General features: G+C 55.4%; 23 protein-coding genes. 10 read left to right on the top strand and 13 right to left on the bottom strand.

The genetic code is table 11. The annotated features are described in order from the left end of the window. The first annotated feature begins 75 nt into the window (after positions 1-75). Positions 76-621 carry a gamma carbonic anhydrase family protein gene (locus KBY02_RS19235; RefSeq protein WP_058822572.1) on the top strand — a complete coding sequence of 182 codons (546 nt, stop codon included), beginning with the start codon at positions 76-78 and terminating at the stop codon, positions 619-621. Positions 622-792: 171 nt separating this feature from the next. Here the strand turns inward: KBY02_RS19235 and KBY02_RS19230 are convergent, their stop codons facing one another. Beyond that, positions 793-1,848 carry an aminopeptidase gene (locus KBY02_RS19230; RefSeq protein ID WP_096135228.1) on the bottom strand — a complete coding sequence of 352 codons (1,056 nt, stop codon included), beginning with the start codon at positions 1,846-1,848 and terminating at the stop codon, positions 793-795. A gap of 288 nt (positions 1,849-2,136) precedes the next feature. Here KBY02_RS19230 and KBY02_RS19225 point away from each other — a divergent pair, with 288 nt between their 5' ends. Both KBY02_RS19225 and KBY02_RS19220 read left to right on the top strand, forming a co-directional pair. Next, positions 2,137-2,805: a hypothetical protein gene (locus KBY02_RS19225; RefSeq protein ID WP_024651192.1), complete on the top strand. Its 669-nt coding sequence runs from the start codon at positions 2,137-2,139 to the stop codon at positions 2,803-2,805. Between the two features lie 77 nt (positions 2,806-2,882). Next, the gene (locus KBY02_RS19220) at positions 2,883-3,248 is read left to right on the top strand and encodes a hypothetical protein (protein WP_024640020.1); all 366 of its coding nucleotides are present in this window, start codon (positions 2,883-2,885) and stop codon (positions 3,246-3,248) included. Here the strand turns inward: KBY02_RS19220 and KBY02_RS19215 are convergent, their stop codons facing one another. Next, the gene (locus KBY02_RS19215) at positions 3,249-3,482 is read right to left on the bottom strand and encodes a DUF1161 domain-containing protein (protein ID WP_003318449.1); all 234 of its coding nucleotides are present in this window, start codon (positions 3,480-3,482) and stop codon (positions 3,249-3,251) included. Between the two features lie 118 nt (positions 3,483-3,600). Next, positions 3,601-4,032, bottom strand: a complete 432-nt coding sequence (locus KBY02_RS19210; RefSeq protein WP_003340074.1) for an OsmC family protein — start codon at positions 4,030-4,032, stop codon at positions 3,601-3,603. A 212-nt stretch (positions 4,033-4,244) separates the two neighbouring features. On the opposite strand from KBY02_RS19210, the gene KBY02_RS19205 reads away from it, so the two are divergent. Continuing rightward, positions 4,245-5,246, top strand: a complete 1,002-nt coding sequence (locus KBY02_RS19205; protein WP_003401526.1) for an LLM class flavin-dependent oxidoreductase — start codon at positions 4,245-4,247, stop codon at positions 5,244-5,246. A gap of 137 nt (positions 5,247-5,383) precedes the next feature. Here KBY02_RS19205 and KBY02_RS19200 read toward each other — a convergent pair whose 3' ends face one another. Next, positions 5,384-5,608, bottom strand: coding sequence for a DUF1161 domain-containing protein (locus KBY02_RS19200; protein ID WP_003318454.1), 225 nt, complete (start codon positions 5,606-5,608; stop codon positions 5,384-5,386). Positions 5,609-5,756: 148 nt separating this feature from the next. Beyond that, the gene (locus tag KBY02_RS19195; RefSeq protein ID WP_003318455.1) at positions 5,757-5,972 is read right to left on the bottom strand and encodes a dodecin; all 216 of its coding nucleotides are present in this window, start codon (positions 5,970-5,972) and stop codon (positions 5,757-5,759) included. 165 nt (positions 5,973-6,137) lie between these two features. Between KBY02_RS19195 and KBY02_RS19190 the strand changes: the two genes are divergently transcribed. Beyond that, on the top strand, positions 6,138-6,464 hold the full coding sequence (locus KBY02_RS19190; RefSeq protein WP_003318456.1) for a DUF883 family protein: 327 nt from the start codon (positions 6,138-6,140) through the stop codon (positions 6,462-6,464). On the opposite strand, the gene KBY02_RS19185 is transcribed toward KBY02_RS19190, so the two are convergent. Next, positions 6,465-7,421, bottom strand: coding sequence for a LysR family transcriptional regulator (locus tag KBY02_RS19185; RefSeq protein WP_060409256.1), 957 nt, complete (start codon positions 7,419-7,421; stop codon positions 6,465-6,467). A 79-nt stretch (positions 7,422-7,500) separates the two neighbouring features. Between KBY02_RS19185 and trpB the strand changes: the two genes are divergently transcribed. From trpB to KBY02_RS19170, 3 genes are all read left to right on the top strand, one after another. After that, the gene (gene trpB, locus KBY02_RS19180; protein WP_024640017.1) at positions 7,501-8,730 is read left to right on the top strand and encodes a tryptophan synthase subunit beta; all 1,230 of its coding nucleotides are present in this window, start codon (positions 7,501-7,503) and stop codon (positions 8,728-8,730) included. After that, a complete protein-coding gene (trpA, locus tag KBY02_RS19175; protein WP_003318459.1) occupies positions 8,727-9,536 on the top strand; it encodes a tryptophan synthase subunit alpha in 810 nt (269 codons plus the stop codon). Before trpB ends, trpA begins: the two co-directional genes overlap by 4 nt. 125 nt (positions 9,537-9,661) lie before the next feature. Then, positions 9,662-10,192 (top strand): anti-virulence regulator CigR family protein, encoded by a 531-nt coding sequence (locus tag KBY02_RS19170; protein ID WP_011266142.1) that lies wholly within the window; start codon positions 9,662-9,664, stop codon positions 10,190-10,192. Positions 10,193-10,416: 224 nt separating this feature from the next. Here KBY02_RS19170 and KBY02_RS19165 read toward each other — a convergent pair whose 3' ends face one another. The 7 genes from KBY02_RS19165 to KBY02_RS19135 form a co-directional block, all read right to left on the bottom strand. Further along, a complete protein-coding gene (locus KBY02_RS19165; protein WP_104683528.1) occupies positions 10,417-11,241 on the bottom strand; it encodes an alpha/beta fold hydrolase in 825 nt (274 codons plus the stop codon). Between the two features lie 213 nt (positions 11,242-11,454). Further along, the gene (locus KBY02_RS19160) at positions 11,455-11,787 is read right to left on the bottom strand and encodes a DOPA 4,5-dioxygenase family protein (RefSeq protein ID WP_058822568.1); all 333 of its coding nucleotides are present in this window, start codon (positions 11,785-11,787) and stop codon (positions 11,455-11,457) included. A gap of 523 nt (positions 11,788-12,310) precedes the next feature. Next, complete coding sequence (locus KBY02_RS19155) at positions 12,311-12,616, bottom strand: hypothetical protein (RefSeq protein WP_003401510.1); 306 nt, start codon at positions 12,614-12,616, stop codon at positions 12,311-12,313. 14 nt (positions 12,617-12,630) lie between these two features. Continuing rightward, positions 12,631-13,581: an RHS repeat domain-containing protein gene (locus KBY02_RS19150; protein ID WP_104683527.1), complete on the bottom strand. Its 951-nt coding sequence runs from the start codon at positions 13,579-13,581 to the stop codon at positions 12,631-12,633. Between the two features lie 23 nt (positions 13,582-13,604). After that, entirely contained in the window at positions 13,605-15,344 is a 1,740-nt protein-coding gene (locus KBY02_RS19145) for an RHS repeat protein (protein ID WP_225650687.1), read from the bottom strand. A gap of 39 nt (positions 15,345-15,383) precedes the next feature. Further along, positions 15,384-17,213, bottom strand: a complete 1,830-nt coding sequence (locus KBY02_RS19140) for a hypothetical protein (protein ID WP_225650686.1) — start codon at positions 17,211-17,213, stop codon at positions 15,384-15,386. A gap of 442 nt (positions 17,214-17,655) precedes the next feature. Further along, positions 17,656-18,606 (bottom strand): choline sulfate utilization transcriptional regulator, encoded by a 951-nt coding sequence (locus KBY02_RS19135; protein WP_024651198.1) that lies wholly within the window; start codon positions 18,604-18,606, stop codon positions 17,656-17,658. Between the two features lie 114 nt (positions 18,607-18,720). Between KBY02_RS19135 and betC the strand changes: the two genes are divergently transcribed. Both betC and KBY02_RS19125 read left to right on the top strand, forming a co-directional pair. Further along, on the top strand, positions 18,721-20,226 hold the full coding sequence (gene betC, locus KBY02_RS19130; protein ID WP_024651199.1) for a choline-sulfatase: 1,506 nt from the start codon (positions 18,721-18,723) through the stop codon (positions 20,224-20,226). Positions 20,227-20,262: 36 nt separating this feature from the next. Next, positions 20,263-21,189 (top strand): choline ABC transporter substrate-binding protein, encoded by a 927-nt coding sequence (locus KBY02_RS19125; protein WP_110392892.1) that lies wholly within the window; start codon positions 20,263-20,265, stop codon positions 21,187-21,189. The last annotated feature ends 81 nt before the right edge of the window (positions 21,190-21,270 follow it).

Below are 21,270 nucleotides of genomic sequence, written 5' to 3'. Positions count from 1 at the left end.
TTAATTACAATCGACGCCGACCGCAGCAACCAAACCCGCTCTACACGCCTATCACTGCCAAAGAAGGAGCCTATCGTGGCCATTCGCAAGTTTCAGGAGCACACCCCAGCCCTCGGCGAACGGGCCTTTGTCGATCATTCAGCGGTGGTAATCGGTGACGTCGAAATCGGCGCCGACAGCTCCGTCTGGCCGCTGACCGTGGTGCGCGGCGACATGCACCGGATCCGCATCGGCGCCCGCACCAGCGTGCAGGACGGCAGCGTGCTGCACATCACCCACGCCGGCCCCTTCAACCCGGACGGTTTTCCGCTGCTGATCGGCGATGAAGTGACCATCGGCCACAAGGCCATGCTGCATGGCTGCACAATCGGCAATCGCATCCTGGTCGGCATGGGCACCACCATCATGGACGGCGCGGTCGTCGAAGACCATGTGATCATCGGCGCCGGCAGCCTGGTGCCGCCGGGCAAAGTGCTGGAAAGCGGCTTTTTGTACGTCGGTCGCCCGGTCAAACAGGTGCGCGCCCTGACCGAAAAGGAAATCGCCTTCTTCCCGTACAGCGCGACTAATTACGTGAAGCTCAAGGATCAGCATCTGGCGGAAGGGTTTGATAAGGGTTGAGGCCCGCTATGAATACTGCGCTCTGCACTCAGTCGGCCTTCAATTCTGGCCGAAGGCCGTAGGAGCGAGCCGGGGCGACGCTTCGCTTGTTAGCGAAGACCGCGGTTCAAACGCCCTTTGTGTGGGCGCTGTACCGACCTCTTCGCGAGCAAGCTCGCTCCCACGGGAGCTTCAAGGCATCAACGCCTGCAGCGCCGCCTTGCGTGCCTCGACCGGCATCCCGCCCAGCTTCTCCACCGCTCGATAAAACGCCTGCCAGTCGCCATTCTCCTGCCTGAACAACGTCTCGAACGCTGGCACCCATTGATCGTAAAGACCAAAAGGCAGCAGTTTGGCGTTGTTCATCGGGCTGTTGATCCAGGCATCGAAACGCTTGTCGCCAGCCCACTGCTCATCCCGCAACGCGCGGTAGTCACGGCGCATCCGCTCGAATTCCTCAGCCTTGCGCGCGCGCATCACTTCGGCCGACAGCGGCTGACGATAAAGCGCCTTGAGTCGCTCCCGGGTGTCGAGCACCAGCCGGGTAAACTGATCACGCCGTGCCGACTGCGAAACACTCTCCGGCGGCAATCCCCGCGCCGCACGCCATTGCCGCGTACCTTCCTGCTCGACGAAACTGGCGTAGGACTCGTTGAACTCCGTGTCGTCCTTCACATAAAAACGCTGATGCGCCAATTCATGAAAAATCAGCGTGGCCAGACGCTCGTCACCCCAGCCCATCATCGAACTGAGAATCGGATCATTGAACCAACCCAGCGTCGAATAGGCTTCCACGCCACTCAAATACACATCCTTGCCCGCCTGCCGCTGCAACGCCGCCTCGCCACGCGCCCCGCCAGGGCTGTAATAACCGCGATACGCGACACACCCGGCAATGGGAAAACAATGCGTGACCGGCTCCAGCGAGAACTCATCCGTCGCGAACACATTCCACACCACATAAGGGCGGCCCAGATCCGCATACAGGCGATAACTCTGGTTATCCGGCAGATGCAAATGCTCGCTGGCAAACGCCCGCGCCAACTGTGACCGGGCCAGATGCCTGCGCAAACCTGCATCCCGAGTCGGGTCAGCAATGATCTTCTCCACCGGCTCACGGGCCTGCAGCAACTGCCACTGACCCTGCGCCAACTGGCTGTAGTAGGAAACGCTGGAGCAGCCGGTCAGCAGCGTGACGGCCGTCAGCGCTAGCAGGTGGCGAAGGCGTGGCAGGGCGAATGTGGCCATGAAGGGAAGGGTTTTGGTGGCTTGGGTGCGGTGATGTTATGCCGGAGGGGAGTGGGGATGTGCAACTCTTATAAGGATTGCAAGGTATAGAGCCTCAATCCATGGACGAACTCGAACGTACCAAGCTGCGCGCCCGTGCAGAACGCCATTTTCATTAGACACAAACAGAAAACCCACCGTGCAGGTGGGCTTTGGGTATTGCTATATCATCTGTCCGTGGGGGGAGGCATAAGCCAGCTAGGCCCTCGGCTAGTGGACGGACTATAGGGAGATTTGCAGTTGTCGTCAATGTCAGCTTTAGAGGTCGCAAAAGCAATCAGATTATCCATTTCATCTGCCCGGATTTCGACGTATGAAAACGCAGCGCTCGCTGTGGGCCGAGGTCTTGATGAGGCCATAACTTTATATGCCTGGAACGCCCTCGTCTCTGGAGCGTTCCTTACGCCTCTACACCTGTGCGAGGTGATTGTCCGTAACGGTGTTGCAGACGCAATCGCTTCGGTTTACGGCCCCCGGTGGCCTTGGAGTCCCGGCTTCGAGCAGAGCTTGCCGAATGTTACAGGTCCGGTTTTCAAGCCAAAACAAGAGCTTGCAAGAGCCAGACAGAAATGTGGCACAACCGGCGCCGTTATCGCAGAGTTGAAATTCGTCTTTTGGGAAAAAATGTTCACAAAACGGTTTGAAGGCCGTATCTGGGCCACCTATCTATACCGCTTTTTTCCAAACCTCGAAAAGTGTTTCACTGTATCTGCCCACCGAGCAAAGATCGCGGCTGATCTCGAACAAATTCGATTGCTTCGAAATCGAATTGCTCACCATGAGCCGATATTTTCACGAAACCTGAGAAGCGATTTTGCCGTTATCCAACGCTTGACTGAAACACGCTGCGCGGTCTCTGCAGACTGGATGAATGGCCAACAGCAAGTCATGTCAACGGTCGCCACTAAACCTTTTTAAGCAGAGGTACAACTTCGGTGCCATTCCGTCTTCTGATACTGATAACCGCACTCACCCTCGCCGGATGCGCCGGCCCCTTGCCTGCCGTCAATCCGGACATGGCGTGGGTCGACATGCGCACCATCACCGGCCAGTTGATCATGGGCGACAAGCTCGATGGCAGGAACACTTACGACGGGCGCTATTTTCAGGTCACCCCGGGCAGCCATGAGTTGCAGGTGCGTTATGACTATGAGTATCGCTCGGGCGGCATGGGGATGATCGGCGACGAGTACACCGAGATCACCTGTTACGTCAGTGTTCGTTACGACCACTTCGCTGCCGGGCAGCGTTACGTGCTGGAGGTACGCTCACTGGCGAACAGTGTCGACGCGTGGCTTTACGATGCAGAGCGCAAGGTGGTGGCCGAGGAGGAAGAAGAGGGCGGGGTGCACTGCATCTGATCAGCGACCGTTGAGCTGATAGATGATTTTTTTCGTACCGTTGTCGCAGCTGCCGACGATCATGCTGGGATCGGTGGCTTCTTCGTTACTCACGATTTCCAGCGTGTAGGACGTGACATTGTTGGCCTGGATCTTGGCCTCGATTTCAGCCTTGAGCTCTTCGCAGGATTTCGGTGCCGCCAGGGCGCTGGTTGCCAGCAGGGTGCAGGTCGCTGCCAGAATAAAACGTTTCATGCTCGACTCCTGATCATAATCAAACCATGCGTCAACCAACGCATGACCGATGAAGCAAGCCAGCTTTATACAGCAGATACAGGAGCGCACAAGGCGCCCCCGCAAGGCTGGCTGTGAATCAGCTCAGCAATGTAGCGTCCAGGGTGATCTTGGCGTTCAACACTTTCGAAACCGGGCAGCCTTCTTTGGCCTGCTTGGTCAGTTCGTCGAACTTCTCCTGGGTCGCGCCTGGCACTTTGGCCTTGAGGGTCAAATGCACAGCACTGATCGCGAAACCGCCTTCTACCTGATCCAGCGACACTTCAGCCTGAGTATCGATGCTTTCAGCAGTCAGGCCTGCACCGCCCAGAATCATGGACAAGGCCATCGAGAAACAGCCTGCATGGGCTGCGCCGATCAATTCTTCAGGGTTGGTGCCTTTGCCGCCTTCAAAACGTGCCTTGAAGCCGTAAGGTGCTTCGCGCAATACGCCGGTTTCCGTGGAGATGCTGCCGATACCGCTTTTCAGATCACCTTCCCAGTGGGCGGATGCTTTCTTGACGATGCTCATGGTGGCTCCTTTTGGAATGAATTTGGATCGTTGCTGTTACAGCATTCTGAGGATAGACGGCTCTGGAAAGTTCAACCGTCGGAAAGACCTACCGTTTCAGTAGGTTTTTCTACACTGCCCCATTGAAAAGCCGGACTTGCGCCCGCACTGCTGTTTCATCGTGGGCAGCTCCAGCAGCCGGCCCATCACAATTCGAGGAGCTACCCCGGCCTATGAAACGTCTGGCAGATGTAAAAATTTCCACCCTTGATCTGGTGCCGGTGCGCCACGACAAAGGCCCCGCCGAATCGCTGCGCAACTCGCTCAACCTTGCCCAGCATGTCGAAAAGCTGGGCTACAACCGCTTCTGGGTGGCCGAGCACCACAACATGGACGGCATCGCCAGTTCAGCGACCTCGGTGCTGCTCGCCTACCTGGCAGGCGGCACGTCGACCATTCGTGTCGGGGCTGGCGGGATCATGCTGCCCAACCATGCGCCGCTGGTGATCGCCGAGCAGTTCGGCACCCTGGCCAGCCTGTATCCCGACCGCATCGACCTGGGTCTGGGCCGCGCACCGGGCTCCGACCAGATGACTGCGCGTGCCTTGCGCCGCGAGCGCTCCGGCAGTGCCGATGACTTCCCGGATGATGTCACCGAGCTGATGGAATACCTGGGGCCGCGCACGCCTGATCAAAAAGTGATCGCCGTACCCGGTTCAAACACCAACGTGCCGATCTGGCTGCTGGGCTCGAGCCTGTTCAGCGCCCAGCTGGCAGGCATGCGCGGCTTGCCGTATGCGTTCGCATCGCACTTTGCGCCGCGCTACATGCACGAGGCGATTCGCGTGTATCGCAATCACTTCCAGCCATCGGAAGTGCTCGACAAGCCTTATGTGATGCTCGGCGTGCCCTTGTCGGCGGCCGACACCGACGAGCATGCCGAATACCTGGCGACATCGGTCTATCAGCGCATTCTCGCGCTGATGCGTGGGCACAGCCTGATGCAGCGCCCGCCTGTCGAGTCAATGGACGGCCTGTGGCTGCCACACGAGCGTGAGGCAGTAGCAAGCTTCCTCGGGCTGGCGATGGTGGGTGGCCCGGAGAAGATCCGCGCCAAACTGGATGTGCTGCTCGAGCAGACCGACGCTGACGAGTTGCTCTTTACCTGCGACATGTACGAGCACCAAGACAGGTTGCGTTCCTACGAGATTCTGGCGCAGGTCGCGCACGGTTAAGCGACTTTCCGAATCGGAAAAAACCAGCCACAAACAGAATCGCCCCGGACTGGATGACAGTCCGGGGCGATTCTGTTCGTGAAACCTGCAAACGGGATTAACCGGGCCAACCGGCCTGAGCCTTGCCCGGTTGGCAATCAACCGCGCTGGTAAACGATTTCCTTGGTGCCGCCTTCGCAGGTGCCGACGACTTGCTTGTCGGCCGCGCTGCCTTTCTCGACCACTTCCAGCGTGTAGGACGTTACGCCCTTCGCCTGGAGTCTGGCGTCGAGTTCACTTTTCAACTCTTCACATGGCTTGCCTGCCGCGAGGGCAGTGCCTGCAATGCTCAGCAAGCCTACAGCCAACAAAAACTTCTTCATGGGTAATCCCTCTCGTCCGGCCAAATGAAGACGCCATCGGAACAGGCGCCCATTGAAAATCCCCACGCTCACACATCAACCGTGTGGCCATATCAGTGTGTGTAGCGCAGGTTATGGCAATCGGCCAGTCGAAAGGTTCAGATCACCCTTAGCTGTTGGTGATGCGGAAGCCCACTTTCAACGTTACCTGGAAGTGCGCGACTTTGCCGTTTTCGATATGGCCGCGGGTTTCGGTCACTTCAAACCATTCCATCAGGTCGAGGCTTTTGCTGGCTTCGGCCAGGGCATTGTTGATGGCGTCTTCGATGGTGGTCGTGGAAGAGCCGACGATTTCAACTTTCTTGTACGTGTGATGATCGGACATGGCAGTTCTCCTGAGGTCTGAAAAAGACGCGATATAGAGCGCGCTCCCTGCTTCTGTCAGGAGAACGCGCGCAAAAGTTCAGACCTTTGCAAAAATCCCATCGCACTTTCCAAAAAGCGCGGAGTCCGAAACAACACGCCCAATCATCATTGCAGGAGAAACACCATGGCTACTACGTCACTTCGCAAAGCCTCGTTGCAGAGTATGGAAGCTGAAATCGAGAGCCTCCTGAAGTCCCTCGAGGGCCTGAAAGCCGACGCTACCGACGAGTCGCGCAAGACACTGAAGAATCTGAAAGCCAACGCTGAAAGCGCGCTGAGCCATTCGCGCAGCCTGCTCAGCGATGTCTACGAAGACGTCAAAGAGAAAACCCGCGAGAACGCGCTGGCAACCCGTGACTACGCTCAGGAACACCCTTGGACCACCGCTGGCGTTGCGGTAGGTGCCATCGGCCTGATCGCTGCCTACATGCTGTTCAAGCGCGGTAACTGATCAGTTTCTGATCGGTTCCCCGGACCGCTTCAGCTCATTTTTCAACCACTGAGCAAGCTGCTGCGCCCGTCCATCGGCCGCACGTCTGGGTACCCAAAGCGCCAGCTGCGCCGGGGTTTCACTGAAGCCCCATGGCGCAGCCAGGCGACCGGCTTTCAGGTCATCGATGACCAGAGGTTCCGGCGCAATCGCGATGCCAAGGCCTGCCACGGCCGCCTCCAGCAAATAATACAAATGCTCGAACCCCTGTCCGTAACGCAATGACTGCGGGTCGATGCCGTTCTGCTGCGCCCAGCTTGGCCACGCCTGCGGACGCGATGTGGTTTGCAGCAGCGACTCTTCCAGCAACGCCTCGGCAGGTGCATCGCACAAACGCTCGAACCGCGCGAAGCGCGGGCTCAACACCGGGCCGATCCGCTCGCTTGCCAGTTCGAAGACCTGCATGTCTGCCGGCCATGGCGGCTCGGCGAATATCAGCAGGGCATCAAGACCTGGTCGACGCGGGTCAAGATCACCTTCGCCCGCCGACAAGTGCAGACGCAGGTCCGGCAGCTCGGCATTCAGGCGACTCAAGCGCGGGATGAACCAGCGCGCCAGCAGGCTGCCGGAGCACCCCAACACGAACGGCGCGTCTGCGCTGCCCTTGCTCAGCTCTGCACATACACCGCGCAACCGATCAAACGCGTCGCCGCTGACATCGCGTAGACGAATACCTGCATCTGTGAGTTTCAAGCCTCGTCCGTCCTTGCTGAACAGGCTCACACCCAGGTGTTCTTCAAGCACTTTCAATTGGCGACTGACAGCGCCATGTGTGACGTTCAGCTGTTCCGCCGCCTTACTGACACTGCCAAGCCGGGCAGTGCTTTCAAAGGCGCGCAATGCATTGAGGGGAGGAAGGTCGCGGCTCATGATCTGTGAGTTTTCCTGACAGGTTGCAGCGATCTTATCGGTTTTCATCCGGCCTTGCGCTGGTTAAAGTGAACCCATTGCCAATACGGCTCAACCTATTCGCCCAATACTGCAACTGGAGCACTTCATGACCCAGACCAATTTCCGCAGCGGCCCCGACGCCAACGGCCTGTTCGGCTCATTCGGCGGCCGCTACGTGGCTGAAACCCTGATGCCGCTGGTGCTCGACCTCAACCGCGAGTACGAAGCCGCCAAGGTAGACCCGGAATTCATCAAAGAAATGGCCTACTTTCAGCGCGATTACGTGGGCCGTCCGAACCCGCTGTACTTCGCCGAACGCCTGACCGAATTCTGCGGCGGCGCGAAGATCTACTTCAAGCGCGAAGAGCTCAATCACACCGGCGCGCACAAGATCAACAACTGCATCGGCCAGGTGCTGCTGGCCAAGCGCATGGGCAAAAAACGCCTGATCGCGGAAACCGGCGCCGGCATGCACGGCGTTGCCACTGCTACCGTTGCTGCACGTTTCGGTCTGCCTTGCGTAATCTACATGGGTGCTACCGACATCGAGCGTCAGCAGGCCAACGTGTTCCGCATGAGGCTGCTGGGCGCTGAAATCGTTCCGGTCACCTCCGGCACCGGCACCCTGAAAGATGCGATGAACGAAGCGCTGCGTGACTGGGTGACCAACGTCGACGACACTTTCTACCTGATCGGCACCGTGGCAGGCCCGCACCCTTACCCGGCGATGGTCCGTGACTTCCAGGCCATCATCGGCAAGGAAACCAAAGAGCAGATGCTGGAGAAGGAAGGTCGTCTGCCGGACAGCCTGGTTGCCTGTGTCGGTGGTGGTTCCAACGCCATGGGCCTGTTTCATCCGTTTCTGGATGACGCCAGCGTGGAAATCATCGGCGTCGAGGCGGGCGGTCATGGTGTCAGCACCGACAAGCACGCGGCCAGCCTGAACGGCGGCGTACCGGGCGTGCTGCACGGCAACCGTACCTACCTGCTGCAGGACGGCGACGGACAAATCACCGATGCGCACTCGATCTCTGCCGGCCTGGACTATCCCGGCATCGGCCCTGAACACGCATTCCTGCACGAAGTGAAGCGCGTCGAATACGTCAGCATCACCGATGACGAAGCGCTGGACGCTTTCCATCAGTGCTGCCTGCTCGAAGGCATCATCCCGGCGCTGGAAACCGCTCACGCCCTGGCCGAAGCCATGAAGCGCGCGACCAACCTGCGCGATGATCACCTGATGGTCGTGTGCCTGTCCGGGCGCGGCGACAAAGACATGCAAACCGTCATGAACCACATGGCCGCCGCCGAACACACTCAGGAGCAGCTGGTATGAGCCGTCTAGAACATCGTTTCGCCCAGCTTAAAACCGAAGGTCGTGCGGCGCTGGTCACCTTCATCACCGCCGGTGACCCTGGCTACGACACCTCGCTGAAAGTCCTGAAGGGCCTGCCTGCGGCGGGTGCTGACGTGATCGAGCTGGGCATGCCGTTCACCGATCCGATGGCCGACGGTGTGGCGATTCAGCTGGCGACTCTGCGTGCTCTGGACGCTGGCCAGACTCTGCAGAAAACCCTGCAGATGGTCAGCGAATTTCGTGTCGACGATCAGACCACACCGATTGTGCTGATGGGTTACTACAACCCGATCCACCGCTTTGGCGTCGAAGCCTTCGTGGCGCAGGCAAAGGAAGCAGGCGTTGACGGTCTGATCATCGTTGACCTGCCACCCGAGCACGACGCCGAGCTGGCGACGCCTGCACAGGCGTCCGGCATCGACTTCATCCGCCTGACCACACCGACCACTGACGATGCGCGTCTGCCGCGTGTGCTGGAGCGCAGCTCCGGGTTCGTCTACTACGTGTCGGTTGCCGGTGTGACCGGTGCAGGCTCGGCCACCACCGAGCACGTCACCGAAGCCATCGCTCGCTTGCGCCGCCACACCGATCTGCCGATCAGCGTCGGTTTCGGTATCCGCACCCCCGAGCAGGCCGCGGCGATTGCGCGTCTGGCTGACGGTGTGGTCGTGGGCTCGGCCTTCGTCGACAAGATCGCCAGCGCCGAGTCGCCGGAGCATGCCATCGACGGCGTGCTGACGCTGTGCGCGGCACTGGCCGAGGGCGTACGTAGCGCTCGTCGCTGAGGGTAAAGTTTCTGATACAGAGGAATCAAAGCCTGAGCAGCGGCTCTATGTAGCAAGACACAAGGGGTTCATGACCAACGTCATGAACCCCTTTTTGCTGCATCGCGTGAGGCCGAGGAAACACCATGAAACTGCCAAACCGTTTTATCACCGGACTGGGTATCTTGATGATCAGCGCCAGTCCGCTGCTGCAAGCTGCACCACCCGATCAACGCGGTGATGGCCCGGACGACAACCGTGGAGCCCAACAGCCGGGACCGCAGAACGACGGTGGGCATAACCAGCGTGGTAATGACCGTGGACCGGGCAATGACAATGGCAGGGGTCCGGACAAAGGCCCGGCCAGCCAACCAGGCAGACAGGCGCATCAGGACAACCGTGGCGGCAACCGCCCACCGCAGGATTTCGGCCCGGTACGCGAGACTTTCCAGCAACACCGCGACGTCATCGGTCGGGGCCAGCCATTGCCGCCGGGCGTACACATCGCCAAGGGCCGTCCGTTGCCCCCTGGTTACGGTAAACGTCTGGACAGCCGCTCGCTGCAATACCTGCCACAGTATGACGGCTACGAATGGCGCCGCCTGGGCACCGACGTGGTGCTGATCGCCGTGGGTTCGGGGATTGTGTACGCGATTCTGGATGGTGTGTTGAATTGATGGGGTGCTGACGTCCTTGAATGCGCGGCGACGCGCAAACGTGTGACACGGAGCGTCACGCAAGGCATTCCTCATCGTTATACACAAGTCCGCTTTTGATTCTGGCCGAAGGCCGTGGAAGCCTGAAAGCGCTGCATTCCCGGTTCTGTGTATAAAAGTGAGCACTACAGCGTGGTAGCGCCGCTCCGGAGGGTCTGCATCCGTCCCTGAAGGCGCGGCTCAGCTCAACCCTGCTTCTGGTTAACCCGCGCCAGGAACGTCATCAGCGCCCCTGACACAAAATCCGGGTTTTCCAGATTGGCGATATGCCCTGCTTCAGGCACCAGCACGTAAGGGCAGCCGATCAGGTTCGCCATTTCACGCGTCTCCTCGGGCGGGCGCGGAATGTCTGCATCGCCACACATCACCAGCGTGGTGTCTGCATTCAATTGCTCGATCAACCCGAGCCGGTCATCACGACCGAAAATCATCCTTCCCAGTGGTACGACGGACTGACGCAACTGCTCGGCATTCATGCCGGCAAGCGCTGCACGAAACGACCTGTACACAGGCGACTGCGGATCAATGCCGGGACGGAAGAAGATCGGTACGACGATATCCAGCAGCGGCTCAGGAAAGCTCCCGACTTCTTCCAGCTTGTCGAGCAACGAGAAATAGTAGGCTTTCTTGGCCTCGGTCTCTTTGCCCAGATAGGTGTCCATCAGCACCAGCCCGGTGATGCGCTCTGGCGCGAGCAGCGCAGCGATTGCGCCCCACATACCGCCGACCGACAGCCCGACGATGCTGCAACGCTCGATATTCAAATGATCCAGCAGCGCCAGCGCATGCCGCGCCAGATCATCGAGATTGCGAGTGCCCTCAGGAAACCCGCTGGAATCGCCATGACCCCACAGATCCGGCACGATCACCCGATACTGGCTGGCCAGCGTATCAATCTGTGCACTCCACATCGCCTTGTCCCAGAGATAGCTGTGACCGAGCAATACCACCGGTCCGGCGCCTTGGTCGGAATAGTGAAGTGTCTTACCGTCGATGAGTAGATCCGGCATTTCTGATGATCCTCTATTCTGGTCTTTCAGCATTCGATTCAAGCCGCCCGTAGCAGGCGAATTATCATGTTGAAGCGTATGCATGACCATCTTGTGGAAGTTTGCGCTGTAACGGACCTAGCGGTCATTTTTCAGCGGAGCTATCTTACATCGATCTTTTCAACGATGGATGCGCTAGTAACCGCAGAAGGAAAATGGCCAGGAAGCTGGCTATCAGCCAGCCAGCGAGCTCAAATTCAGAGGCCTGACCGCGCCCATCCAGATGGCATGATCGGTATGGTCGCGCAGCTCATCGCCCGTCAGAGGATGCAGAAACACCACCAGCCCATCGCGATTCAGCGCGAGCCACAACGTAACGTCAGCCAACTGCTCATGCCCGAACGCCAACTGACAACTCCAGTCCGGATGCGGCCCAACCAGCTTTTGATGGACGCGCCCCATCTGCACGGCAAATTTCTCGGTCGCGGCTTCGCACAACGCTCGCGCCTGATTGAGGGTTTGGGCGTTGAAATAGATGTGAGCGTGGTAGCCGTGGATTTCTTGCATTGAGGTAGGGGCTCATTTTGCGGCTGAAGACCTTACTGGTGCAGGTGTGTGACCAGCCTTGCTCGTTTTTCTCGTGTGTAGATCGATCGTAGATCCTGCATGATGGTTGGTAAAGCGGCCTCACAAAAAAGCCGTCCAACCCATAACGCTGGAGTTGGATGACCTTCTAAACGCACAACGCTACATCGTGTCAAAGAGTCTAAACTAACGCTCTCCGCCAACACAATAAATGTTGCACCGTAAATATCCTCAAGCTCAAACAAGACAAGCTTACCGATGAGAACTAGGTCCGGCTTCTGTAAGAAGCCAGCGTCTTTCAAGTCTTCTGGTTGAGGATTGCGCCCCGCATCAGAAAACCAAACGGCGCGCAATTTCTACTTCTTGATCGTTACTGGCATCGAAAAAATCTATCTTCACCCTTTACTCCTCTCGACGCGGTGTAAAAACTCTTAACCCATCTACAGCTAGCAGAGCAAGGCTTATACTTATCCATACAAGCCCATGCATCTTAAACCAAGTAAAGCTAATTCCAGATAACCATAGGAAATCCTGGCCTCAAAAGCTGCATAGCCTCCGGCCCTTGAAATCCATCCGGACTCATATCAACTCTAATTCTTGTTAAACCTTCGAAAACCAACTCAACTTCTTGCTCGTCTTCTGAGACGTTTACAAGTTTTTTCCCACGCAGGCTCTTCACTGTCGAGCCAACAATACGATATGAATTGTTGATATTTAATATGATGCCTTCAGCAAAAGATATTTGAAAGTAGTCATGCACTATACATGCACCTACAACATTAGACCCAACAAGACTGGTAAGTACGCTCATCGCACAACACTCCATTATTTGATTGGAAAATGACTTTTTGAATTTGGCAACGTCCGTCCTGTATAAGGGTCGACACCCTGACCTGACCTATTCTCATATTTAATGTATCCATTTTTATAGCCCGGGCTACTGCCTCTCGGAGGTGTCGGCTGCATAACGCGCATTACATTAACCTGTCCGTTATCGCCACCCCTACCATTAGTGAAAGCAGAACCTGTGACATTCCCTGCAGGATTCACACTAGCCGAAGGGCCCGTCGCATCCTTGGGCACAGGAAAGACAGTCCCGTTGGGTGATATCAAGAAGTCAGGGGCTGCGGATGATGTAGCGTTGTCGACATGCGGACGTATATCGGATGCCCTTTCCAGTCCTCGTACTCCCTGAATGGCCAAACCTGCTGCTCCAGGTACCATGGGAATCGCAGCGAGTACCCCATCTGCAGCGATACCGACACCATCTAAGGCCGCTGCGCCATAATTCCCCTCTTTTACATTCTGATGAAAACTAGCCATACCAACCGCTAAGCTCATCGTCTCGATAATGAGGTCAGCATACATACCGCTAGGATCAGAGAACTTATATGGATTATTGTTAGCATAAGCATATCGATTAAAGCTATGCAGATTACCTTCCTGAAAGTCGACCGGATCAGCACCCATGAAGCGACCGAGCAGTGGATCGTAATACCGTGCCCCCATATAAGAAAGGCCGCTATTATCGTCAAATACTTTCCCATGAAAGCCAATCTTGTTGCTACTGCTTGGACTCGTTTGGGTTAATTTTTCTCCGTACGGCTTATAGCTCTCTTTCCAGAGTAGATTGCCAGTTTCATCGGTCGCAACCATAGGGCTGCCGGCTATATCATTATGAAAATAGGTAACGGTGTTTGCCAAAGCGGCATGAGTCACCACGAGTGCCAGCATCGCGACACTGACTTTGCGAAATAGCTTTTTTATAATTTGCATGGTTCGGTTTCCTTGACACCCGATCATGGGCTTACCTGCTGTGCAATGCGCTGGCCACCCAAATAGAAATACTCGGTTAGCTTGTCTCCCTCGAGTTCCATCCGTAACCTTCCATCGGCATCTTGCATCTCGTATATTTTGTTGCCCGCAGAACTGACGGAACTGCGTTGATTCAAACCATCGTACTGATATTCAACTTTTTTGTCGGGACTCTCGCAGTTAACGCATACAAGATTGGGAACATTATTGTAAAGGTAAGCGTTGTCAGCACTACTGCTGACGTTGCCATAAGCATCGTAGTTTATACTATCAATGCGCTGTCCATCGACAGAAGTCAGGCGGTTTTGTATATCGTAGTTATAGTTCAGGCTTGAATCGCCAAACGTTTTTTGGGTCAAGTTTCCTACACCGTCGTAGGCGAGGGTTCCTACCCCCCAGAAACCATCGGCACTCACCAAACGATCAAGGCTGTCGTAAGCAAGGGTACGGTCCATGCTGTTGTCCACACCGTCCCTGACGGTCAACAAGTTACCCGCACCATCATAGTCGTAAATGCTTTTCAGGTAATCGACTCCAGCGGGTGAGGTAATGTTGAAAGAAGCTGGCCAGAGACGACTATTTTGTTCGTAACTGACCGCCGCACCGTTGGCATAGATGACCTGTTTAATCATACCGTTCGGCCAATAAGCAATATTGCTAACGTAGCCCGATACCATTGTGGGCCTGCCTAATACGTCTGGCGCATATTCAACTATGCGACCAGACGGATTATAAGTGAGGCTTTTCAGCCGATCATTTTCATCGTAGCCATAAAAAAGCTCAAACAGCTTACCTTCAATAGAAAGGCTTTCCGTTATGACGAACCCTGCAGGATTGTATGTAAAGCTTCGAATACCCGTACTGCTGTCCGCTATTAGCAGATTATTTTGTTTATCATAAGTATTTTTGATAGCGGGAGTGCCTTGCGCATAATCGATTGCAGTTTGTCGATTCTGCCCGTCGTATGTGTACGTTGTAATATCTGACTGCCCCACCTGCTTTGAAGTCATATTGCCTGCAATGTCTCGACCGTAGACGGTGTCTCCAGTTTCGGGATTGCTGACCGAGATCAAATAACCATTTGCGTTATAGCCGTAATGGCGTGTGGAATTGCCTTGTGTAACCGACGTCACTTGTTCGCGACCATTTCGAGTCAAGGTTATACTGGCTGTCGGATTCGACGGCTGAAATGACATCAGAGACAATTTTTCGGGGTCGCCATAGCCACGATAGTTATAAGTAGTGGAATTGCCTCGTTCGTCAGTTATGACTTTGTGGGCAAAACCGTAGGCAGTGCTCTGGTAGGTACCGTCCGCATGGGTGATCCGAATGACGCGACCCAGCGCATCATACTGATAACTGGTTCCCATACTTGAGTTAGGGTCTGAAGTAAACGTTACGCGGCCATAGGCATCGTACGCATAGGTGGTTGTTATATCACCTCTAACAATACTGGAGACACGACCAGACAGATCATATTGAGTTATCTCGGACAGATTGCCGCGCAGATTTGTCTTGCTGGTGGGTGTGTATATTATTTTTTGACCAGCGCCTTGCGGCGGAGTGATAGAGGTTACGCGATTCAACCTGTCGTATTCGTAGTGCGTTGTGTGGCCTTCACCGTTGGTCTCAGAGGTAACATTGCCAGCGTCGTCGACTGCACGCGAAATAGTAATACCCTCTGGCTGAACCTCAGTTTGCGGAGTACCGAGTTTATAATTCATGTAGCTGTAATGACGATCACCCGGGCGAATTTGCGTCGCTTAATTACCTTGCGCATCGTAGGTATACGCAGTCGCAACACCATCGCGATTGTAATTGATTAGCTTACCGTTCTCATCGTAGATACGATGTACAGAACTATCAGGTGACATCTGATCTATAGGGCGACCTATTATCCATTTATCAGTATTATTATACCAAGTCAGCGTGGTAGTTCGACCATCACTATTAGGACCTGTTTCAGTCAGTATTCCAGGATTGCCATAAGCATCGTAGTTAGAGTAGTGACTACTGTAGGTTGCGCCATCACGGAAAAAAGTTCGCTCTTGAAGGTCAGCTGCCCAGATTGTATCGTCCGTGACTACACCGAGTTCAAACACATATTCTCTTCCATGTGAAATAAACCGTTGCTGCCACTTGTATGTTTCATAACTCCCGTCCGGGCGGGTAATTTTAACCGGACTTCCTATACTCCACACGGTATTATTTATAGTGTTTCCATCTGTAGCAATACTGTATCCAGGGCCAATGAACTCATGGATGGTTGTGCCATCCGGCCCGGTGATAACTGTACTATCGTATTGTCCAATATTTCCACGATTATAGGCATAAGCCCAGTGATTTCCGGCTGCATCAATTTTGCGGCTTATACGCTCGAAACGCGACCAGACAAAGCGTCCACCAAGATGGCCTTCTAGATCCACATATGAGTATTCATATGTCGTTTTTCCACCGCTGGGCTGCTCAATCGATATAAGTTTGCGAGCGGCAGCTCTTTGATCATTCGCATAACTTTCATTGGAAACTACTATCTGAAACCATTCTCCAGGGTGATAGGCATACTTCCAGACTTCTCCAGTAGGTCCAGTTACCTGAGCCAGGGCCTGAGAGTTCAGATGGTCTTTCGCGGTATATCCATACTGAACCATGCGCTGATTATTATCGACCAGCGAAAGAAGGCGGCCTGTCGCAGGGTCGTAATTAAAATCAACAGCTCTGCCGTCACTGGACGTTATCCTAGATAAAAGCATATCGGATTTTTCGCAATTGGCGGCGTCTTCAAGGTTGGCTTGAAGACAGTGGTCAATATAAACACTCCCTGAAATTGGAACGCTTAAAGGGGGGCCAAATTGAGTATAGTCGTAAGCAATCCAGTTACCATTAAGGTCAGTTGCCTTTTTTGTCAGAAAAATAGATTCTGTAAAATCTGGATCTTCGTTAGGAAACGATGTAACTGAAGCACTAAATTTCATATCTACATCGGCACGCCCCATGTCATACCTAATTCCAGATGGTGACGTTAGCGTAAGCACCATTGAATCGCAACGTAAACGCCAATTTGATTTGGTTCTGTCTTCATAAGGTGCAACACGATAAAATTTTTCGCTACTACCATCCGGAAGTCTTAAATTAAATCGGGCACTGGGACGTTCCCCTTGATTGTGACACAACTGAAAAGTTGAGTTCATGTAATAGTTAGGTGTCCCGCTACGATCACGAAGATGATAATTGGTGGCATGATAAATCTTCGGCGCTGCCGCGATTGTCCAACCGGGTCCTAAAGCGGTCCATTCCGTACTTTGCCTATAAGGCGCAGCAAGCCCGGCGGTTAAACGCTGTAGGTCGTAGCTTCGATGAATATTGATATCCATGCCTGCCGTCCCAGGAATACTTAAATCAATATGACTGACTTTGAGATTCCCGGACCAAGGGTCAACGCTGTCAACCGCATTAGAAACCAGCCCACGATTTTTCTTCGGTGCTAAATCATACGGCGTAGACTCTAACTCTTCAGAATGTCCAAGCTGACTTCCCAATAGCGCGCCAAACAGCAAAACTTTCATAATATTGTTTTTCTTTTTTCCAAGCACGTTAAATCCATCCATTATCTTAAATAGTAAAAAGCAAAGTTCATAGCAGCCTTCTACAGCCTTATTGATTTGATATAGATTTTTGGGCCTATGATCACTCGCTGCATGCCATAAACTGGTCAGTATTGATACGGCATGGGCAAAGCGCTCTATTTAGGAGCACTTAAACTGATCTATAAGTTAAATCTCAAATACTCGCTTTATGCGCTTTTAAGCAAGATCCATGATGATTGAAACTATCAAATCGCGTCACACACGTCTATTTGAGAAAGCCATAACTTAAAGTCATTCCAGATGCAGCCGCCATCTAATACACAACCTAAGTAATACTATATGAGAACAAAAGTAAACCCGCTTACTTCCGTAAAACTTGTAAGAAATTTCCTATCTAACCACTAATTGCTTCGAACTTATATTTAATTCAACCTTGAACACCGCCTCCCTAAACCGCAATCGACGGCAATGGCCTACCCGCCAGCGAAACCCCGCTCAACGCCTGCTCGCTGGCCAGCCAGTCCACGAACTGCTGAACGATCTGCACGCGGCGTTTGCGCTGGGGCAGGACCACGTAATAGCCCTGACCGGAAATCGCCGCGCCGGCGATAGGGCGACAGAGCAGGCCTTGATCGAGCAGATCGTCGACCAGGTGCTTCCAGCCGATGGCGATGCCTTGTCCGCCGATGGCCGCCTGGATCAGCAGGGTGTAGTTGTCGAAGCGCAGTTGACCGGGCGCGGGGGCCTGGGGGATGTCCAGCGCGCGGAATACACCCGCCCAGTCGAACCAGTTGTTGATGCTCTCGCCACGCAGGTGCAGGAGTGGAAAGTCGCGCAGCGCATCGGTGGGCAGCGGCGTCTGGCGCCCGGCGAGCAGTTGCGGGCTGCACACCGGGAAGACTTCTTCGCTGAACAGCCAGTGGCTTTCTCCCTGTTTGAAGCGCCCGTCACCGAACAGCACGGCAACGTCGATATCGGCGCGTAACATGCTGTGGGTACGCTCGCTGGTGACCAGGCTGACGTCCACGTCCGGGTTGACCTTGTGGAAGCGGTGCAGACGCGGCATCAGCCAGTAAGCGGCGAAGGCGAAGTCGGTCGCCACTTGAAGCACTTCGTGCTGGTGGTGTTCGGTGATGGCTATCACTCCGCTGTCGATGGATTGCAGCCCGGCCTGCACATGGCTGAACAACACTTCACCGGCGTCGGTCAATTCGATGCCACGGTAGATGCGGTCGAACAATCGGGTAGCGAGTTGCTCTTCGAGACGCTTGATCTGCTGGCTGACAGCGGGCTGTGTCGTGCCCAGTTCGAGGGCTGCCGCGGTGAAGCTGCGCAAGCGCGCCGCGACCTCAAAGGCACGCAGCAGGTCGAGTGACACATCGCCGAAAGATTCAAACATTAGCTGGGCTTATCCTAGGCATTGCTGTGTATGGGCTTTACCCTGAAACTTATGGACTCCATCCTCATACCCGGCACTTTCGCATAACTTTTCACAATGGGACGCAGCGATTACATGAAGCGCAAAAATATTCTGTTCATCATGGCCGATCAAATGGCCGCGCCAATGTTGCCGTTTTACGCCCGGTCCCCGATTCTGATGCCGAACCTGAGCCGCATGGCTGCCAACGGCGTAGTGTTCGACTCGGCGTATTGCAACAGCCCGCTATGCGCACCGTCGCGCTTCACCCTGGTCAGCGGCCAGCTGCCGAGCAGGATCGGCGCGTACGACAACGCAGCCGACTTCCCGGCCGATATTCCGACCTATGCCCACTACCTGCGTGCGCTGGGCTACAAGACCGCCCTCGCAGGCAAGATGCATTTCTGCGGACCGGATCAACTGCACGGCTACGAAGAACGCCTGACCAGTGACATCTACCCGGCCGATTACGGCTGGTCGGTCAACTGGGACGAGCCGGACGTGCGGCCAAGCTGGTATCACAACATGTCTTCGGTGTTGCAGGCCGGTCCGTGCATTCGCACCAACCAGCTGGACTTCGATGAAGAGGTGCTGTTCAAGTCCCAGCAATACCTTTATGACCATGTGCGCCAGGACGGGGATGCGCCGTTCTGCCTGACCGTTTCCATGACTCACCCTCATGACCCGTACACCATCCCTCTGCCGTTCTGGGACCTGTACGCCGACGACGAAATACCGATGCCCACGCCGCACGCCAACCAGGCCGCGCTGGACCCGCATTCACAACGGCTGCTCAAGGTCTATGACCTGTGGGACAAGCCCATGCCGACCGACAAGATTCGTGATGCCCGCCGCGCCTACTTCGGTGCGTGCAGCTACATTGACCTCAACGTCGGCAAACTGATGCAGACGCTCGATGAAGTCGGGTTGGCGGAAGACACCATCGTGGTGTTCTCCGGCGATCACGGCGACATGCTGGGCGAGAAGGGCCTCTGGTACAAAATGCACTGGTTCGAAATGGCCGCGCGCGTGCCGCTGGTGGTGTACGCGCCGGGCCAGTTCAAACCGGGACGGGTCAGTGCGTCGGTGTCGACTGCCGACTTGCTGCCGACCTTCGTCGAAATGGCCAAAGGCAAACTGGACGCCGGTTTGCCAATGGACGGACGTTCGCTGATGCCGCATTTGAAACGCAAGGGCGGGCACGATGAGGTGTTCGGTGAGTACATGGCCGAAGGCACCACCAGCCCGCTGATGATGATCCGTCGTGGCGCGTACAAATTCATCTATTCGGAGCAGGACCCGTGCCTGCTGTTCGATGTGAAAAAGGACCCGAAAGAGCAGAAGGACCTGAGCCAGTCACCCACCCATGAAAAGCTGTTCAACGATTTCCTGGCCGAAGCTCGGGCCAAGTGGGACATCCCGGCGATACACCAACAGGTGCTCGCCAGCCAGCGCAGAAGGCGCTTCGTCGCCAAATCGCTGGCAACCGGCAAGCTGAAGAGTTGGGATCACCAGCCACTGGTCGACGCCAGTCAGCAGTACATGCGCAACCACATTGATCTGGACGATCTGGAGCGCAAGGCACGTTTTCCGCAACCTTGACCCTGCCCACACCAAAAAAACCAAAGGGGTACATCAATGAAGAAGTTATCCACAGCCGTTGCGGTCGCGGTCATGACCCTCGGCAGCCTTGCAGCACAGGCAGAGGACGCCAGTTGCAGCACCGTGAAGATGGCCGATCCCGGCTGGAGTGACATTGCGGCCACCAACGCCATTACCAGCGTGGTACTCGAAGGTCTGGGCTACAAGCCCAAGGTCGATACCCTGGCCGTGCCGATCGCCTATGGCGGTTTGAAAGACGGCAAGCTGGATGTGTTTCTGGGCAACTGGATGCCGGCGCAGCAGGGCTTCTACGACAAGTTCGTGGCCATCGGCGATGTGACGCAACTGGCGAAGAACCTTGAGGGCACCGAATTCACCCTGGCCGTGCCGGATTACGTCTGGGATGCCGGTGTGCATGACTTTGCCGACCTGAGCAAATTTGCTGACAAGTTCGACAAGAAGATCTATGGCATCGGTTCTGGCGCGCCTGCCAACCTGTCGTTGCAGGAGATCATCAAGAAGAACGAATTCGATCTGGGCAAATGGAAGCTGGTGGAATCCAGCGAGACCGCGATGCTGGCCGAGGTCAATCGCAACGTGAAGAAAAAGGCCTTTGTGGTGTTCCTCGGCTGGACGCCGCACCCGATGAACGTACAGATCAAGGGCATGCACTACCTCAAGGGCGGCGAGAAATACTTTGGTGACACCGGCTCGGTCTTTACACTGACCCGCAAAGGTTATGCTCAAGCCTGCCCGAACGTCGGCAAGCTGCTGACCCATCTGAGCTTCACCCTGGACATGGAAAACAGCATCATGGCCGAGGTGGTCAACAAGAAGGTCAGCAACAGCGAGGCGGCAAAGGCCTGGATCAAGGCCAACCCGGCGGTGCTGGAAAAGTGGCTGGAGGGCGTGAAGACGGTTGATGGCAAGGACGGGCTGGCAGCGGTGAAGGCGAAATTGTAGGCCTCGACACTAAACTAAGTAGTGACCCGGCGTCAGGAGTTTCCACTGCGCCGGTTTTTCAGCAATGTTAGCGCTCCGAAG

This window comes from Pseudomonas sp. P129 (assembly GCF_020312195.1).
Taxonomy (GTDB): domain Bacteria; phylum Pseudomonadota; class Gammaproteobacteria; order Pseudomonadales; family Pseudomonadaceae; genus Aquipseudomonas; species Aquipseudomonas fragariae.
Note: the sequence above shows the minus strand (reverse complement) of the source record. Positions and strands in the feature narration are given on the sequence as shown.